This is a genomic window from Thauera chlorobenzoica (assembly GCF_001922305.1).
GTDB classification, from domain to species: domain Bacteria; phylum Pseudomonadota; class Gammaproteobacteria; order Burkholderiales; family Rhodocyclaceae; genus Thauera; species Thauera chlorobenzoica.
Genome location: NZ_CP018839.1, coordinates 1,444,789 through 1,462,030, shown reverse-complemented (window position 1 = coordinate 1,462,030; position 17,242 = coordinate 1,444,789). Strand labels below are relative to the sequence as shown.

The window sequence follows — 17,242 nt, the reverse complement described above, 5'->3', positions numbered from 1 at the left end:
CCCCCCGTCAGAGCAGCGGCGCCAGCCAGCGCGCGGCCTCGTCCACCGCCATGCCGGTGCGGCGCGCCCAGTCTTCGAGCTGGTCGCGGCCGATTTTCGGGATGGCGAAGTAGTGGGCTTCGGGGTGGGCGAAGTAGAAGCCGCTCACCGCCGCCGCCGGGGTCATCGCGTAGCTCTCGGTGAGGTCCATGCCGGTACGCTCGCGCGCGCCGAGCAGTTCGAACAGCGGCCCTTTCACCGTGTGGTCGGGGCACGCCGGATAGCCCGGCGCCGGGCGGATGCCGCGGTACTGCTCGGCGATCAGGGCCTCGTTGTCGAGCGTCTCGTCGGCGGCGTAACCCCAGCATTCGCGGCGCACGCGCTCGTGCAGCCATTCGGCGCAGGCCTCGGCGAGGCGGTCGGCGAGGCTCTTCAGCAGGATCGCGCGGTAGTCGTCGTGCGCGGCCTCGAACTCGGCGAGCTTGGCCTCGATGCCCAGCCCGGCGGTGACGGCGAAGGCGCCGATCCAGTCGGGCACGCCGGAGTCCTTCGGCGCGACAAAGTCCGCCAGGCACCAGTGCGGTTTGCCCGCCGGGCGTTCATGCTGCTGGCGCAGGCCGTGCCAGACCATGGCGAGGTGCTTGCGGTCCTCGCCGGTGTAGATCTCGATATCGTCGCCGACCGCGTTGGCGGCAAACAGGCCGAACACGGCCTTCGCCTGCAGCCAGCCCTCGGCGAGGATCTTGTCCAGCATCGCCTTGCCGTCGGCGAACACGCTGCGCGCGGTCTCGCCCACCACGGCGTCGTCGAGGATGGCGGGGAAGCGGCCGGCGAGGTCCCAGGTCTGGAAGAAGGGCCCCCAGTCGATGTAATCGACCAGGTCGGCCAGGTCGACGTCGATCGCCTGCACACCGAGCATGTTGGGGCGCGGCGGCGAGTAAGGCGCGTAGCCGGCCTGGCGCGCGGTGCTGCAGGCGGCCACGGGCTCGGCGCTCCAGTCGGTGCGCAGCGCATTCGCCCGCGCCGCCTCGAGGCCCACCAGCTGCATGCCCTTCTTGCCGGCGTGCAGCGCGCGGATCTTCTCGTAGTCGGCGGCGACTTCGGCCTTGAAGGCTTCGCTCCGGCCTTCGGACAGCAGCGCGGTGACCACGCCCACCGCGCGCGAGGCGTCGGGCACGTAGACCACCGCCTGGTCGTAGTGCGGTGCGATCTTGATCGCGGTGTGGTTGCGGCTGGTGGTGGCGCCGCCGATCAAGAGCGGCACCGCGAAGCCCTGGCGCTTCATCTCGGCGGCGACGTGGGCCATTTCTTCCAGCGAGGGGGTGATCAGCCCGGACAGGCCGACCGCCTGCGCGCCGTGTTCCTTCGCCGCCTCCAGGATCTTCGCCGCCGGCACCATCACACCGAGGTCGATGACCTCGTAGCCATTGCAGCCGAGCACCACGCCGACGATGTTCTTGCCGATGTCGTGCACGTCGCCCTTGACCGTGGCAATGACGATGCGGCCCTTGCTGGTGGCGCCGGTGCGCAGCTTCTCGGCCTCGATGTAGGGAATCAGGTGGGCCACCGCCTGCTTCATCACGCGCGCCGACTTCACCACCTGGGGCAGGAACATCTTGCCCGCGCCGAAGAGGTCGCCGACCACGCTCATGCCCGCCATCAGCGGGCCTTCGATCACCGCCAGCGGCGGCTTGCCTTCGGCTTCGAGCCTGGCGCGCACTTCCTCGGTGTCGGCGACGACGAACTCGGTGATGCCCTTGACCAGTGCGTGGGAGAGGCGCTCCTCGACCGGCCACTCGCGCCAGGCCAGGTCCTGCGCCGACTCCTTGGCCTGGCCCTTCACCGTCTGCGCGAATTCGACCAGCGCCTCGCCGGCGCCGCCTGGTTTGCCAACCTCGCGGTTCATCACCACGTCCTCGACCTTGTCGCGCAGCGCCGGATCGAGTTCGTCATAGACGCCGAGCTGGCCGGCGTTGACGATGCCCATCGACAGCCCGGCCTGGATCGCGTGGTACAGGAACACGGTATGGATCGCCTCGCGCACCGGGTCGTTGCCGCGGAACGAGAACGACACGTTGGAGACCCCGCCCGAAGTCTTGGCGTACGGCAGGTTCTCCTTGATCCAGGCCACGGCGTTGATGAAGTCGACGGCGTAGTTGTCGTGCTCTTCGATGCCGGTGGCGATGGCGAAGATGTTGGGGTCGAAGATGATGTCCTCGGGCGGGAAGCCGGCGCCGCCTTCGGCGACCGGCTTGACCAGCAGCCTGTAGGCGCGCTCGCAGATGTCGGTCTTGCGCCGGAAGGTGTCGGCCTGGCCCTGCTCGTCGAAGGCCATCACGATCACCGCGGCGCCGTAGCGGCGCGCGAGCCGGGCCTGGCGCAGGAACTCGGCCTCGCCCTCCTTCATCGAGATCGAGTTGACCACGCCCTTGCCCTGGATGCACTTGAGGCCGGTCTCGATCACCGACCACTTCGACGAGTCGAGCATGATCGGCACGCGCGAGATGTCGGGCTCGGTGGCGATCAGCTTGCAGAAGCGCTCCATGGCGGCGGCCGAATCGAGCATCGCCTCGTCCATGTTGATGTCGATGACCTGGGCACCGTTGTCGACCTGCTGACGTGCCACCGCGAGCGCGTCGTCGAAGCGGCCTTCGAGGATCATGCGCGCAAAGGCCTTGGAACCGGTGACGTTGGTGCGCTCGCCCACATTGACGAAGAGGCTGTCGCCGCCGACGTTGAAGGGCTCGAGGCCGGACAGGCGCAGCTTCTTGTCGATGGTGGGCACGGCGCGCGGGGCGAGGCCGGCGACGGCCTCAGCGATCGCGGCGATGTGCGCCGGCGTGGTGCCGCAGCAGCCGCCGACGATGTTCACCAGCCCGCTCTGCGCCCACTCGCGGATCTCGCCGGCGAGATGCGCGGGGGTCTCGTCGTAGCCGGTGGGCGACAGCGGGTTGGGCAGGCCGGCATTGGGGTGGGCGGACACATGGGTGTCGCACACATTGGCCAATTCTTCGACGTACTGGCGCAGCTGGTCGGCGCCGAGCGCGCAGTTGAGGCCGAAGGAAATCGGCCGCGCGTGCGACAGCGAGTTCCAGAAGGCCTCCGCGGTCTGGCCCGACAGCGTGCGCCCGGAGGCGTCGGTGATCGTGCCGGAGATCATCACCGGCACCCGCTGACCGCCGCTTTTTTCCATCTCGTCGAACAGCTTCTCGACCGCGAACACTGCCGCCTTGGCGTTGAGGGTGTCGAACACGGTCTCGATCAGCAGGATGTCGGCGCCGCCTTCGAGCAGCCCCCGCGCCGAATCGTAGTAGTCGTCGGCGAGCGCATCGAAGCTGATGTTGCGGTAGCCGGGGTCGTTCACGTCGGGCGAGATCGACAGCGTGCGCGAGGTCGGCCCCAGCACGCCGGCGCAAAAGCGCGGCTTCGCGGGATTTCGCGCGGTGTATTCGTCGCACAGCCGGCGCACCAGGCGCGCGCCCTCGACGTTGAGTTCAAACGCCAGCGCTTCCAGGCCGTATTCCGCCTGCGACACCCGGGTGGCGTTGAAGGTGTTGGTCTCGATCAGGTCCGCGCCGGCTTCCAGATAAGCGCGGTGGATGGCAGCGACCACCTCCGGGCGGGTCAGCACCAGCAGGTCGTTGTTGCCCTTGAGGTCCTTCGGGTGATCATGAAAGCGCTCGCCGCGGTAGTCCGCCTCACCCAGTTTCTCCTGCTGGATCATCGTCCCCATCGCCCCGTCGAGGATCAGGATGCGCTCGGCGAGCAGCTGGCAAAGTTCGGTCGTGCGGTCGGCTTGCATGGGATCTACCTCGGTCAGTCAACGGTCGCCGGGCAACGCCATGCACAAACGCGAACGGCGCCACAAACCAGCTGAGGGTTTGTGAGCGCCGTTGAACGGTTGCCGAGCCTGGCCCCGGGAATCACACAGGGTCGCAGCGCTCCTCGGCAGGGGGAGGGATTCTATCGGCTGGGCGGGCCCCTTGACAAGCCCGCGGCAGTCTGAAGCCCGGTGGCGCGAAGGACGGGGAAATCCCCTGCCGCAATGACGGCGGCCTTACCAGTACCAGGGCGAAAACCACGGATGGGGGTAAAAGGCGCGCGGATAGCCCCACCCCATCCCCCAGCTCCAGGGATAGCCGTAATGGCCGCCCCAGGCGCCGAAGGACGGCCCTTCACTCGGGAAGATGTAGGTCTGGCTGGTACGCGCGACGCGGCCATCGATGAAATGGACGTTGAACAGGGTGGCGATGCCGGGGCCGTGGTTGCGGATGTTCCAGTCCCATACTTCCTCACCCGACAGGCGGAAGGTCTGTTCCGAACGATGGCTGCCGAGCAGGCGCAAGACCTGCTCCTTGTCCATGCCGCGCGCGACGCGGGCGAGGTTATCGGCGGCGAGGGCATCCCACTGGCGCAGCACGATGCCGCCCTGGTCGACCTGCACCATCAGGCAGGTGTCGCCGTAAGGCTGGGTCGAATACTCGAGCGTGGTGGTGCCGTCGTCGTTGGCCCAGCGCCGGGCAGGCTCGCCACGAGCGGTGACGGCCTCGGCCTCGGTGGTGTAGGGCCGGGGGGGCGCGAACGCGGTGCACGCGCCCAGCTGGAGCAGCAACGCCATCATCCACAGGGTGCCCAGCCGACGCCAGAAAACCTCACGAGCAGCACTGCGATCAGGGCGGTGCTCGGCCCCGCCCCAGCTCATGTCGCGCATCATCGTCTCCGTTTCAGTGTCCGCGATACCGGGTGTAGCGCCCGGTGCCCGTCACCCGGCCATCGTTGTTGAAGGACACGGTGAAATAAGCCGGCTCGCCGCCGGCCTGGCCGTCGTCGATCTTCCATTCCCACACCGTTTCCCGCTTGAGCTGAAAGAACTGGCTGGAGGCCGGCTTGCCCAGCAGGCGGCGCACCTGGTCGCCGTTCATACCGTTTTCGACCCGGGCGAAGGTCTCCTCGTTCAATACCTGCTCGATTCCGCGCAGGACGCCGTCGCCGCCAACGGTGATCATGAAGCACTCCACCCCTTCGGGCTGGCGGCTGTATTCCCAGGTGGTGGAGCCGTCCTCGTTGCGCCACTCCATATGCGGCGGGCCGAAGCGCTCGCGCACTTCGGCCGCGGTGGACACCCCGGGCTGCAGCTGGCGGACATTGAGGTAGTCGCAGGCGGTGATGCCGATCGCCGACAGCAGGGCACACAAGCAGCCGAGCAGGCGTTTCATGGTGCGTTCTCCAGGACGGGGGGCGCTGGCCGCGATCGCGCTCGCCGCGGCACGCCCCTGGGTCAAGCATCGACGATGGCCGCCGGATTTTCAATGCCAGAACGGTGACGCGATGCAAACGGCGGGCGCCGGGCCGGCCGCGCTCCAGATGCGTGCCGGGCCCGCGCCTGGCGCCGCGCCTACTTCATCTCGGCGATGGCCTCGTACGTGCCGCCACTGACCTTGAAGAAGGCGTAGCGCCCGGGGACGTCCCCGGCCGGGTCGAACTCGTGGTCGCCGGCCGCACCCTTGTAGTCGATCTCCTGGCCTGCGGCGATCAGCTCCCTGGCCTTCGCCCACTCGCCGGCGAGGATCGGTTCGCCCGGCGCCGAAGCCACCGCGCGCAGGGCGGCCGACAGCTTGCTCCGGTCGCCGCCGGCCTGCTCGATCGCGAGCGCGACGAGGAAGGCGGCATCGTAGGAGGTGGTGACGAAGATCGCTTCCGGATCGCCGCCACCGGCGCGGAACGCGGTGCGGAAGGCGTCGAGCGAGGACGAGGCCTCGCCCACCGGCGCGGAGCTGAAGAAGGTGCCCAGGTTCTGCTCGCCGAGCGCGCGGATCACCGCTTCGGACTTCATCCCGTCGGCGCCGATGAAGGTCTTGAAGAAATTGTTCTCCAGCGCCTGGCGCAAAATGGTGAGGCCGGTGCCGTCGCCGTAGTCGAAGATCACCAGGGTGTCGGCGCCGCCGCGGGCGAGCTGGGCAAGGTCGGAGCGGTAGGAGGCCTTGCCGTCCTCGTGGCCGGAATAGCCCGCGAGGGTGCCGCCGCCGGCCTCGAACTCAGCCTTGAACGCTTCGGCCAGGCCCTTGCCGTAGTCGTTGTTGAGGTAGGCCACCGCCACCTTGGCGATGCCGCGCGCCTTGAGCGTACGCGCCAGGGCGCGGCCCTGGTAGTCGTCGGACGGCACGGTGCGGAACACCAGGTCCTTGTCCTTGATTTTGGTGACTTCCGGCGAAGTGGCCGAGGGCGTCACCATCAGCACCCCGGCCGGCACGGTCACCGAGTTGGCCGCGGCCAGCACCGCCCCCGAGCAGTGCGGGCCGACGGTGGCGAGGATGCGGTCGATGTTGACCGCCTTGGTCGCGGCGTCGGTGGCATTCTGCGGGTTGCAGGCGCTGTCGCCGACCACCACCTCGAGCTTGCCGCCCTTGAGGATGCCGCCTTGGGCGTTGATCTGCGCGACCGCCAGCTGCGAGGCCTGGATCATCGGCGGGGCCATCGCCGCGATCGGCCCCGAGATGCCGCCGAGCAGCCCGATCCTGACATTCTGCGCATGGGCGGGAGCGACCGCCACGGCGGCACCGAGCGCCACGCCGACGAAGCTTGCGATGGTCTTTTTATTCACGTTGTCACCTCCTGGATGTGCCGGGGCACGGGATCGATGGAAAAACCGCGTGCGGCCTTACCCGGGCGGGGGCGCGCCGCCGCCCCGGCGCTCGGGCAGCAGGCCCTCGGGACGGAAGCGCAGCACCAGCTGCAGGGTGAGGCCGATGATGAACACACGTGCATATTTGGCCTGGATCGCCAGCGCAGTCGGCAGGCGGTCGGTGAGCAGCTCCGACACCGACCAGATGATCCAGATCAGGGCCGCGCCGAGAATGGCGCCGCGGTTGTTGCCCGCCCCGCCAAGGATCAGCATGATCCAGACCAGGAAGGTGGCGATCATCGGATCGATCGCCTCGGGCGTGATCGAGCGGTTGAAATGGACGAACAGCGCCCCCGCCAGCCCCATCAGCGCGGAGCCGAAGACGAAGGCCTGCAGGCGGCGCGCGGCGACGTCCTTGCCCATCGCCGCGGCAGCGTGCTCGTTGTCGCGGATGGCGCGCATCATCCGCCCCCAGGGCGCCTTCAGCTGGCGCTCGACGAGCAGGTAGGCGACCAGCACCAGCACCAGCACGATCGCCAGGTAGGCGAGCTGCGACGGCATGTAGTCGAGATCGCCGAACGGGCGCGGCACCCCGGTGACGCCGCGCACGCCGCCGGTGAGCCAGCCTTCGGTGCGGATCACGAGGCGGATGATCTCGGCGACGCCGATGGTGGCGATGGCGAGGTAGTCGGAGCGGAAGCGCAGGCAGACCTTGCCGATCGGCCACGCGATCAGCGCCGCGACCGCCATCGCCGCCGCCCAGCCGGCAAGCAGCGGCCACGCGAAGCCGCCCACCCGCCCCGCCGCGGGCAGGCTGGTGAGGATCGCCGAAGTGTACGCGCCGATCGCGAAGAAGCCGGCGATGCCGGCGTTGAACAGGCCGCTCAAGCCCCACTGGATGTTCAGCCCGAGCGCGAGCAGGGCGTAGATGCCGATCAGGATGGCGATGAAGACCGCGTAGTTGGCGAGGCCGAGGAGATCCATGTCAGTATGCGCCGAGCCGCCTCAAGCGTACTGACGCCCCCTCGGGGGGCAGCGAACGCAGTGAGCGTGGGGGTTGTTTCATTTCAGAGCACCTTGCCGTTGAGCAGTCCGCGCGGGCGGACGAGCAGGATCAGCAGCAGCAGCGCGAAGGCGGTCGCCGCCTTGTACTGCGCCGGCAGGATGAAGACCGACAGCTCCTCGGCGATGCCGACCACCAGGCCGCCGAGCACCGCGCCCCCGACCCGGCCGACGCCACCGACGATCGCAGCGGCGAACATCGGCAGCAGCAGCTGCCAGCCCATCATCGAATGGAGCTCGGTGTGGATGCCGAGGAGGAAGCCGGCGGCGGCGCACAGCGCACCGACGATCGCCCAGGTGAGCATCGTCACCTTGCGGGTGTCGACGCCGGACAGGCGGGCGAGGTCGGGGTTGTCGGACATCGCCCGCATCGCCTTGCCCCACTTCGTCCGCCCCAGGAAGAGCGTCAGGGCGGACACGATCAGCGCCACCACCGCCAGCGTGTACAGCTCACGCGGACGCAGCAGGAGGCCGAAGTAGTCGTCCGCGCGGACGATGCCGGTGGCGTAGGTCCGGGGGTCCGCGCCCCACAGCATCTGCACCACCGCGCGCAACATCAGGGCGACGCCGAGCGAGGCCATCACGGTGACGATCTTCGGCCGCGCCTTCAGGTAGTCGTAGAAGGCCTTGTCCACCCCGATCGCCACCACCGCGGTCGCCGCCATCGCCAGCGGCAGCGCAGTCCACGGACCGATGCCCCCGGCCACCAGGGCAAACGCGGCGAACGCCCCCAGCGTCGCCATGTCGCCGTGGGCGAAGTGGGCGAAGCGCAGGATGCCGAACACCAGGGTGATGCCGATCGCACCGACGGCGTAGATGGTGCCGAGGACGATGCCCGGCACGAGGTAGAAGTTGAGGAAGTCGAGCAGGGGCATCAACACGCTCCATCAGCCGCCGAGGAACATCTCGGCCACGTCACGATCGGCGAGCAGGGCGCCACCCGTGCCCTGGTGGCGGTTGGCGCCGGTGGCGAGGACGTAGCCGCGATCGCAGAACGCCAACGCCTGCTTGGCGTGCTGTTCGACGAGCAGGATCGACACCCCCGCGTCGCGCACATCGCGGGCGATGCGGAAGATCTGCTCCATGTATTTGGGCGACAGCCCGGCGGTGGGCTCGTCGAGCAGCAGCAGCTTCGGCGAGAGCATCAGCGCGCGCCCCATCGCCACCATCTGGCGCTGGCCGCCGGAGAGGTCGCCGGCGAGATTCCTGCGCTTGGCCTTGAGGTCGGGGAACAGGCCATACACGCGGTCGAAGGCGGCGGAGAGCTCGCCGCGGCGCAGGAAAGCGCCCATCTCGAAGTTCTCATGCACCGTCATCTCGCGGAATACGTTGTCCACCTGCGGCACGTAGCAGATGCCGCGCCGGACGATGCGGTGGGGCGCCCAGCCGGTGATGTCCTCGCCGTCGAAGACGACGCTGCCGCCGCGCACCTCGAGCAGGCCGAACACCGCTTTCATCGCGGTGGATTTGCCGGCGCCATTGGGGCCGACGATGACCACGATCTCGCGCGCGCCGACCGTGAGCGACACCCCTTGCAGGATGTCGGTGTCGCCGTAACCGCCGCGCACGTCCTTCATCTCGAGCAGCGCCATCACAGATCCTCCCGCGGCAGCGCCTGCGCGCGCAGGGTCTCGACGGCCGGATCGTGCCCGGCAGCATTGCGCGCGACCGCGACCGGGGTCTCGCCGAGGTAGGCTTCGAGCACGCGCGGATCGGCGCGCACGGTGCGGAAGTCGCCCTCGACCAGCACCTTGCCTTCGGCCATGCACACCACCGGCCGGCACAGCTTCTCGATCATCTCCATGTCGTGCTCGATGAGGATGAAGGTGTAGCCGCGCTCGCGGTTGAGGACCCGGATCTTGTCCTCGAGCCTGCGCAGCAGGGTGCGATTGACCCCCGCCGCGGGCTCGTCGAGCAGCACCAGCCGGGCGTCGGTCATCATCGTGCGCCCCAGCTCGAGCAGCTTCTTCTGGCCACCGGAGAGGTTGCCGGCGCGCTCGTCGGCGACGTGGGTCAATTCGAGAAAGGCGAGCGTCTCGTCGGCCCGCTTGCGCACCGCCGCTTCGGCGCGCTGCACCCGGCCCCAGGCCAGCCAGTTGGCGAACAGGCGCTCGCCGGGCTGGTGCGGCGGCACCATCATCAGGTTCTCGCGCGCGCTCAGGCGGTGGAATTCGTGCGGGATCTGGAAGGTGCGCACCAGGCCCTTGTGGAACAGGGCGTCGGTGGCCAGGCCGGTGACGTCCTCGCCGAGAAAGCGGATCGCCCCCGCGCTCGGTTGGAGCGCCCCGGCAACGAGATTGAACAGCGTCGTCTTGCCCGCGCCATTGGGCCCGATCAGGCCGAGGATCTCGCCCTCATTAACCCGCAGCGTGCACCCGTCGACCGCACGAAAGCCGCCGAAGGCCTTCACCAGGCCGTCCACTTCGAGCATGTGTGGTGTTTTCCTTGTATGCACCGGCCGGTCTCCACGGCCATCGCGCTTGTGCACGCCCTGCGGGCGCGCCGCCGAAGTCTTGCTGGCGGAATTACCGGGCAGAGTAGCGCAGGCCCGAACCGGGCGTAAAGCCGGGAGCCCTCAGCGCCTGGCCGGAAAACCGCCTCTCAGCCACAGCGCGAACGCGAGCAGCCCGAAGGCGACGAACACCCCCATGCCCACCGCCAGCGACACCGTGCTGCCCCACAGCAGCGGCGCCAGCACCCCAGCGGTGAACGCGTTCAGCCCGAGCTGGAGGAAGGCCTGGCAGCTCGAAGCCAGGCCGCGCCGGGCCGGGAACAGGTCGAGCGCGAGCAGGCTCAGGCTCGGGCTCACCAGCGCCAGCCCGAGGGTGAACAGCCCCACCGGCAGCACCGACTGCGGCACCCCGGGCGGCAGCAGCACCGCCACGCCCAGGTTGAGCACGGCGGCGCCGACCATCACCGCGAAGCCGACACCGATCGTGCGCCGCGGCGACCAGCTCCCAGCCATGCGCTCGGACAGCATCGAACCGATCATCATGCCCCCGACGCTGGGCACGAACAGCCAGGCGAAGCCGGTTTCCGACAGCTGCAGATGCTCCAGGACGAAGACCGGCGCCGACATCAGGTAGATGAAGAAACCGTTGAAGTTGACCGCCGCCACCACCGCCAGCAGCAGGAACGCGGGGTGGCCGAGGACACTCGCGTAGCCGCGCAGCAGCGACGCCGGATGCAGCGCCTGGCGCGCGCCGGGGTCGAGCGTTTCGGGCAGGTAGCGCCAGGTCAGCCAGGCGAGGCCGGCGCCGAACGCGGCCAGGAACAGGAAGATCGCACGCCATCCGGCCAGCGCCAGCAGGGCCGCGCCGAGCAGCGGCGCCACCGCCGGGGCGAGGCCGAAGATCATCATCACCCGCGCCATCAGGCGCTGCGCCTGGGCGCCGTCGTGGAGGTCGCGGATCACCGCGCGCCCGACCACCATCCCGGCACCGCCGCTCATGCCCTGCAGGGCGCGCCCCGCCCACAGCCACTCGATCGTCGGCGCCAGCGCGCACGCCAGCGAGGCCAGGGCGAATACCGCGGTCGCGGCGAGCAGCACCCGGCGCCGGCCGAAACGGTCAGCCAGCGCCCCGTGCCACAGCACCATCAGCGCCAGCATCGCCATGAACACGGTCAGGGTCTGCTGCACTTCGATCTGGCTGGCGCCCAGTTCGGCGCGGATATGGGGGAAGGCCGGCAGGTAGGTGTCGACCGCGAACGGGCCGATCGCGGCCAGCGCTGCGAGCAAGGTGGCCAGCCGCGCGGAAATCGGGCTTGGAGTCACGGCAAGGGGATCAGGGGGGTCGGAGTCAGGGAGTCTGAATCAACGCGGTCGGCGTGGGATGGGTGAGCGCGGGTCGGCGTGGCGCGGGTTGGCGCGGATAAGCGCGGCCCACCGGCAACGGCCGGCGCCGATGGATCTCAGCGGGCATCGAGACTGCGCCGGCACTGGACCGCCTCGGCGACCTGGGCCGCGCCGGGGCGCTCGCACCCGGACAGATCGGCCAGCGTGCGCGCCACCCGAAGGACGCGATGATACGCCCTCGCCGACAGCGCGAGCTGTTTCATCGCCTGGCGCAGCAAGGCCTCGCCGCGCTCGTCGGGGGTGCAGTGGCGCACCACCTCGGCCGGCCCCAGGTGCGCGTTCGGCCCGCCCTGGCGGGCGAGCTGGCGCGCCCGCGCCGCCTCCACCCGCGCCCGCACCACCGCCGAGCTTTCTCCCGCCGGGCTGCCGAGCAGGGCCTCGGTCTCGATCGACGGCACCTCGACGGTGAGATCGATGCGGTCGAGCAAGGGCCCGGACAGCCGCCCCCGGTAGCGTGCGACCTGATCGGGGGTGCACCGGCAGGCCCGGCGCGGATCGCCGGCATGGCCGCAGGGGCAGGGATTCATCGCCGCGACGAGCTGGAAGCGGGCCGGAAACTCGGCCCGCCGGCGCGCGCGCGAGACGGTGACCGTGCCGCTTTCGAGCGGCTCGCGCAGCGCCTCGAGGACGCGGCGGTCGAACTCGGGCAGCTCGTCGAGGAACAACACGCCGTGATGGGCGAGCGAGATTTCTCCGGGGCGGGGAATCGCCCCGCCACCGACCAGCGCCGCCGCCGAAGCCGAGTGATGGGGGGCGCGAAACGGCCGCCGCCCCCAGTCGCGGGGGTCGAAATCGCCCTCGATGGAAGCGAGTGCCGCCGCCTCCAGGGCCTCGTCCTCGCCCATCGGCGGCAGCACCCCGGGCAGGCGCTGGGCGAGCATCGACTTGCCGGTGCCGGGCGGACCGAACAGCAGCAGCGAATGCGCCCCGGCCGCCGCCACTTCGAGCGCGCGCCGCGCCTGCAGCTGGCCGCGCACCTCGGCAAGATCGGGCACCGCGCTACCGCCCACGGCGGCGGGTGCGGCGCGCGGCTGCGGTTCGAGCGCAGTGTGGCCATTGAGGTGGGCGCATACGGCGAGCAGGCTCGCCGCCGGCAGCACCGTGGTGCGCCGCGCGAGCGCGGCCTCGGCCGCATTGCCGGCCGGCAGCAGCAGCGCGCGCTGCCCCCGCCCGGCCGCGAGCGCCGCCGCCAGCACCCCGCGCACCGGGCGCAGCGCGCCGTTGAGCGACAGCTCGCCGCAGAATTCGAGCGCCTCGAGGCGCTCCGCCGCGACCTGGCCGGAGGCGACGAGAATCCCCACCGCGATCGCCAGATCGAAGCGCCCGCCTTCCTTGGGCAGGTCGGCCGGGGCCAGGTTGACGGTGATGCGGCGCTGGGGAAACTCGAACTGGGAGGACAGGATCGCCGCCCGCACCCGGTCACGCGCTTCGCGCACCTCGGTGTCGGGCAGGCCGACCAGGCTGAACGCAGGCAGGCCGTTGGCGAGATGGACTTCGACCGCGACCTCGGGGGCATCGAGGCCATCGAGGGCGCGGGCGCGCACGAGCGCAAGCGACATCGGCTTCTCCGGACAGGACGGACGCCCAGTCTAGCGAACACGCCGTCAATGACAAAAAATTATTCCGGAGAAATTTCCTGGCATCCGCTTTCCGTGATCGAAATGCCGTGTCGCAAGCCCGCCATACGCGCGATCAAAACGAGTTGCGTAATTGACGCGAGCGTGATGCATTGCTATCGTAAAATCGTGTTTAATGATTGATGGAGTGCGGCGACATGACCCTCTTTGATGCGCTTGGTTTTCGATGGGACAGATCGGCGGTGCCGACCTCCGCTCCGTCTCACTCGACGGATCGCGTCTGTTTCCGCTTTCACAAGATGCTGCCCGAGTTCGTTTGGGATGCCTCGGTGCTTGAAGGCAACCCCTTCACTTTCCCCGAGGTCAAGACCTTGCTGGATGGCGTGACCATTGGCGGTCGCAAGATTTCGGATCAGGAGCAAATCCTGAACCTGGCGGAGAGTTCCAAGCGGCTGCTGGCGATGGTCAAGAGTAGTCAGTTCTCCCTCTCCAAGCCGGTATTCACAGAACTGAACGGCATCGTCGCCCGCAAGGAAGCATTGGAGTGGGGGGTGTTCCGTGGCGAAGGTCAGGAGGCGAACTACACGCCGGATGTTGGCCTTGGTGAAAGTGGCCGCTACACCCCGTTGCCGACGCTACCCGGCGCACCGGAACTAAATCGGGTGTTTGATAAAGGCGTAGCCGCACTGCAAGAGTGCGCGCCTTTTGAGCGGGCAACGGCTTTCTTCCTGTTCGGCGCCTTGCAGCAGTTTTTCTTCGACGGCAACAAGCGTACTTCGCGTTTCATGATGAATGGCGTGCTCATGTCGCATGGCATTGACGCGATCAGCGTGCCCGCCGCCAAGGTGCAGGAATTCAATGAAAAGATGGTGCGCTTCTATCTCTCGAAGGACGCCACCGAGATGATCGCATTCCTCGCCGGGTGCCATCCGGATGCTGAGGCGATCCTGCCGCCGCCAGAAAAAGATCGTGCCCACGATGACCGAATGGAGCCGTAATCATGCAATGGACTGCCATGAGATCGACTCCGGCACGGCAGAAGATCGGGCCGTGTCTGGCTCCCGTTCGGCGGAGCCATGATTCATGCCCTCAAACATCCTGAATCTGCCCTGCTACAAGGTTCTGGGTATCCAGGAGAACGAGCACGATTACCACATCGATGTTGAAGCGGTAGAGCCGCCAACATCGTGCCCGCACTGCCAATCCAGCAACCTCGTTGGCTTCGGTCGCCGAGAGCAGATGGTCAAAGACCTGCCCATGCAAGGACGACGGGTCGGCCTCTACATCGACACCCGACGCTATCAGTGCCGGGGCTGTGGCAAGACGTTCTACGAGGCGTTACCTGAGATCGACGAGAAACGCTTGATGACCAAGCGGCTTGCGCAGTGGATGGGCAAGCAGGCCATCCAGCGCACTTTCGCAAGCATCGCCGAAGAAGTGGGCTGCACGGAGTTCACCGTCCGGGCGGTGTTCAGCGACCACGTGGACGAGCTGGAAAAGATGATTCGCTTCGAGACACCGAAGTGGATGGGCATCGCCGAAATCCCCCTCATCAAGCCCCGTGGCGTGATTGCCGACATTCAGAACAACACCATCGTCGAGTTACTGCCGAACCGGAACAAGGATACCGTGGTGCGATTCCTGCACCCCTTAGAAGGCAAGGAGCGTATCCAGTACGTCGCAATGGATATGTGGACGCCCTATCGGGATGCCGTGCGGGCAGTGATCCCGCAAGCCGAGATCGTGGTGGACAAATTTCACGTTGTTCGCATGGCGAATGATGCGATGGAGCGCGTCAGAAAGAGTCTGCGCGAGTCCCTGACACCGAAGCAGCGGCGCGGGCTGATGCACGACCGTTTTGTCCTGCTCAAGCGCGAACGCGATCTGAACGACAAGGAACGGCTGAACCTTGACGGCTGGGTGAAGAACCACCCCGAACTTGGTGAAGCCTACCGGCTCAAGGAACAGTTCTTCGGTATCTACGATGCCGAATCTCCCGACGAGGCGCAGGCCAAGTTCATCCAGTGGCAGAAAAGCATTCCGTCCGAGATTGCCGACGCCTTCGCCGACATCGAGCGGGCGTGGGGCAACTGGACAATGCCGATCCTCAACTACTTCAACCACCCCGTCACCAACGCCTACACCGAGAGCTTCAACAGCCTGATTCGCGTCATGAATCGGTTGGGTCGGGGCTACAGCTTTGAAGCACTGCGAGCCAAGATTCTGTTCGCGGAGGGCGCGCACAAGCACACGCTGTCGCGGCCAAAGTTCGAGCGCAAGAAAAGACGGCCCGCAGAACAGGAGCCCGTCGTGATGTACGGGCTAGCCGCGGAGAAGAACTACGGTGCGGATATACCAACACTGATCCGCATGATCGAAAACGGAGAGCTTTGAACCCGTTTCAATCACGGAAATCGGATACCCCAATTCCCGGGAAAGTCGGCCGGGGCGGCTTCAGCCCTTGTCCGCGCCGCCAGCGGCCAGCCGGGCCTCGAGTTCGGCGACGCGCGCCTCCAGCTCGGCGAGCTTGACCCGCGCCTGGGCGAGGACTTCGCGCTGCACTTCGAACTCTTCGCGCGTCACCAGATCGAGCTTGCCGAAGGCGCTGCCGAGCAGGGCACGGGCGTTCTTCTCGATGTCGCGCACCGGGCTGTTGGCGGCGAGCTCGGAAAGCTTGGCGCCGATTTCGTCGAGGATGCGGGGAGTGCTCATGGTGGCGTGCGATGAATGGTTGGCGATGCGGCGAAGTCTAGCACGGCCGCCGCCGCCCGCCGGAAGCGGGGCGGTGGGCAGAATCGCACGCACCACATTGGTGCAACCCGAGCCAAATCCGTGCATTCCGCTCACCCCTCCCCTGGCCGCGCCCCCTTCAGCCCCCTTCTGGCCGCCCTATTCCCTTGACGATGCAAGGCTTTTGAAATCCTGGCACGCGATCTGCTTAGGAGCTGGCGTGAAAACCCCGCGCCCTTCTCAGGAGACCCCCATGCGCTTACCTCTTGTCGCTGCCGCCCTCGTCGCCGCCCTTCCCGTCGCCGGCTCCGCTTCCGCCGAAGACGGCCCGTTCAGCGCCAACATCGCGATCGTCTCCGACTACGCTTTCCGCGGCATCAGCCAGACCGACGAGCGCCCAGCGCTGCAGGGCGGCTTCGACTACGCCCATGCCAGCGGCCTTTATGCCGGAGTGTGGGGGTCGAACGTGTCCTGGCTGGCGGACGCCGCCGACGACGTCAGCAACAGCCTGGAAGTGGACCTCTACGCCGGCTACGCCGGCGAGGCCGGCGCCATCGGCTACGACGTCGGCCTGCTGCAGTACTACTACCCGGGCAGCTACGGTCCGCTCTACCGCGCCGGCGCGGAAAAGCCGCACACCCTGGAGGCCTACCTCGGGCTGTCGTGGGAGTTCCTGAGCTTCAAGTATTCCCACAGCCTCACCGACCTGTTCGGCTACACCGACTCCGACGGCTCGCAGTACTACGAGCTCGGCGCCGAACACGACCTGGGCAGCGGCTTCATCCTCACCGCCCACGCCGGCTACAGCGACATCCGCGGCCAGGACAACTATACCGACTGGAAGGTCGGGGTAAACAAGGAGTACGGCGGCTTCGACTTCGGCCTGCACTACGTCGACACCGACCTCAACGGCGTGGACGGGGCCGAGGAGCGCGTCGTCTTCTCGATCGCCAAGTCCTTCTGATCCGCCCGAACGCACTGGAGAACAGCCATGAAATTCATCGCCGCCATCATCAAGCCGTTCAAGCTCGACGAAGTGCGCGAAGCCCTGTCGGCCATCGGCGTGCAGGGCATCACCGTCACCGAAGTCAAGGGCTTCGGCCGCCAGAAGGGGCACACCGAGCTCTATCGCGGCGCCGAGTACGTCGTCGACTTCCTGCCCAAGGTCAAGATCGAGGCCGCCGTCACCGACGACATCCTCGAACAGGCGATCGAGGCGATCGAGAAATCCGCCGCCACCGGCAAGATCGGCGACGGCAAGATCTTCGTCTTCGAGCTCGAGCAGGCGATCCGCATCCGCACCGGCGAGACCGGCCCGGACGCGCTGTAAGGGAGGCCCCACCATGAAGAAGAAACTGTTCACGCTGCTGCCGGCCGCGCTCGCCGCCGGGCTCGCCGGCAGCGCCTTCGCCCAGG

At 67.9% G+C, this 17,242-nt stretch carries 15 protein-coding genes and 1 riboswitch; of the genes, 4 read left to right on the top strand and 11 right to left on the bottom strand.

Annotated elements, in window-relative coordinates; all coding sequences use genetic code 11:
- Positions 1-7: 7 nt before the first annotated feature.
- The 10 genes from metH to Tchl_RS06850 all read right to left on the bottom strand — a co-directional run bounded on the left by metH (position 8) and on the right by Tchl_RS06850 (position 13,078).
- A complete protein-coding gene (gene metH, locus Tchl_RS06895; RefSeq protein WP_075147745.1) occupies positions 8-3,781 on the bottom strand; it encodes a methionine synthase in 3,774 nt (1,257 codons plus the stop codon).
- A gap of 76 nt (positions 3,782-3,857) precedes the next feature.
- A riboswitch (S-adenosyl-L-homocysteine riboswitch) is annotated at positions 3,858-3,932 on the bottom strand.
- 104 nt (positions 3,933-4,036) lie between these two features.
- Positions 4,037-4,600 (bottom strand): hypothetical protein, encoded by a 564-nt coding sequence (locus tag Tchl_RS06890; protein WP_075149625.1) that lies wholly within the window; start codon positions 4,598-4,600, stop codon positions 4,037-4,039.
- Positions 4,601-4,703: 103 nt separating this feature from the next.
- Positions 4,704-5,195, bottom strand: coding sequence for an outer membrane protein assembly factor BamE domain-containing protein (gene bamE, locus Tchl_RS06885; RefSeq protein WP_075147744.1), 492 nt, complete (start codon positions 5,193-5,195; stop codon positions 4,704-4,706).
- A gap of 179 nt (positions 5,196-5,374) precedes the next feature.
- The gene (locus Tchl_RS06880) at positions 5,375-6,580 is read right to left on the bottom strand and encodes an ABC transporter substrate-binding protein (RefSeq protein WP_075147743.1); all 1,206 of its coding nucleotides are present in this window, start codon (positions 6,578-6,580) and stop codon (positions 5,375-5,377) included.
- A 57-nt stretch (positions 6,581-6,637) separates the two neighbouring features.
- Complete coding sequence (locus Tchl_RS06875; RefSeq protein ID WP_075147742.1) at positions 6,638-7,585, bottom strand: branched-chain amino acid ABC transporter permease; 948 nt, start codon at positions 7,583-7,585, stop codon at positions 6,638-6,640.
- A gap of 83 nt (positions 7,586-7,668) precedes the next feature.
- Positions 7,669-8,538, bottom strand: coding sequence for a branched-chain amino acid ABC transporter permease (locus Tchl_RS06870; RefSeq protein WP_075147741.1), 870 nt, complete (start codon positions 8,536-8,538; stop codon positions 7,669-7,671).
- 12 nt (positions 8,539-8,550) lie between these two features.
- On the bottom strand, positions 8,551-9,255 hold the full coding sequence (locus Tchl_RS06865; RefSeq protein ID WP_075147740.1) for an ABC transporter ATP-binding protein: 705 nt from the start codon (positions 9,253-9,255) through the stop codon (positions 8,551-8,553).
- Positions 9,255-10,094 carry an ABC transporter ATP-binding protein gene (locus Tchl_RS06860; RefSeq protein ID WP_075147739.1) on the bottom strand — a complete coding sequence of 280 codons (840 nt, stop codon included), beginning with the start codon at positions 10,092-10,094 and terminating at the stop codon, positions 9,255-9,257. Before Tchl_RS06860 ends, Tchl_RS06865 begins: the two co-directional genes overlap by 1 nt.
- Before the next feature lie 144 nt (positions 10,095-10,238).
- On the bottom strand, positions 10,239-11,438 hold the full coding sequence (locus tag Tchl_RS06855) for a multidrug effflux MFS transporter (protein WP_075147738.1): 1,200 nt from the start codon (positions 11,436-11,438) through the stop codon (positions 10,239-10,241).
- A gap of 137 nt (positions 11,439-11,575) precedes the next feature.
- Entirely contained in the window at positions 11,576-13,078 is a 1,503-nt protein-coding gene (locus Tchl_RS06850) for a YifB family Mg chelatase-like AAA ATPase (RefSeq protein WP_075147737.1), read from the bottom strand.
- A gap of 215 nt (positions 13,079-13,293) precedes the next feature.
- On the opposite strand from Tchl_RS06850, the gene Tchl_RS06845 reads away from it, so the two are divergent.
- Both Tchl_RS06845 and Tchl_RS06840 read left to right on the top strand, forming a co-directional pair.
- Positions 13,294-14,094, top strand: coding sequence for a Fic family protein (locus Tchl_RS06845; protein WP_075149624.1), 801 nt, complete (start codon positions 13,294-13,296; stop codon positions 14,092-14,094).
- Between the two features lie 85 nt (positions 14,095-14,179).
- Positions 14,180-15,490 (top strand): ISL3 family transposase, encoded by a 1,311-nt coding sequence (locus tag Tchl_RS06840; RefSeq protein WP_075147736.1) that lies wholly within the window; start codon positions 14,180-14,182, stop codon positions 15,488-15,490.
- A 60-nt stretch (positions 15,491-15,550) separates the two neighbouring features.
- Here Tchl_RS06840 and Tchl_RS06835 read toward each other — a convergent pair whose 3' ends face one another.
- Positions 15,551-15,808: an accessory factor UbiK family protein gene (locus Tchl_RS06835; protein ID WP_075147735.1), complete on the bottom strand. Its 258-nt coding sequence runs from the start codon at positions 15,806-15,808 to the stop codon at positions 15,551-15,553.
- 271 nt (positions 15,809-16,079) lie between these two features.
- On the opposite strand from Tchl_RS06835, the gene Tchl_RS06830 reads away from it, so the two are divergent.
- Together Tchl_RS06830 and glnK are read left to right on the top strand one after the other, a co-directional pair.
- Positions 16,080-16,790, top strand: a complete 711-nt coding sequence (locus Tchl_RS06830; protein ID WP_075147734.1) for a TorF family putative porin — start codon at positions 16,080-16,082, stop codon at positions 16,788-16,790.
- A gap of 27 nt (positions 16,791-16,817) precedes the next feature.
- Entirely contained in the window at positions 16,818-17,156 is a 339-nt protein-coding gene (glnK, locus tag Tchl_RS06825; RefSeq protein WP_075147733.1) for a P-II family nitrogen regulator, read from the top strand.
- Positions 17,157-17,242: the final 86 nt, after the last annotated feature.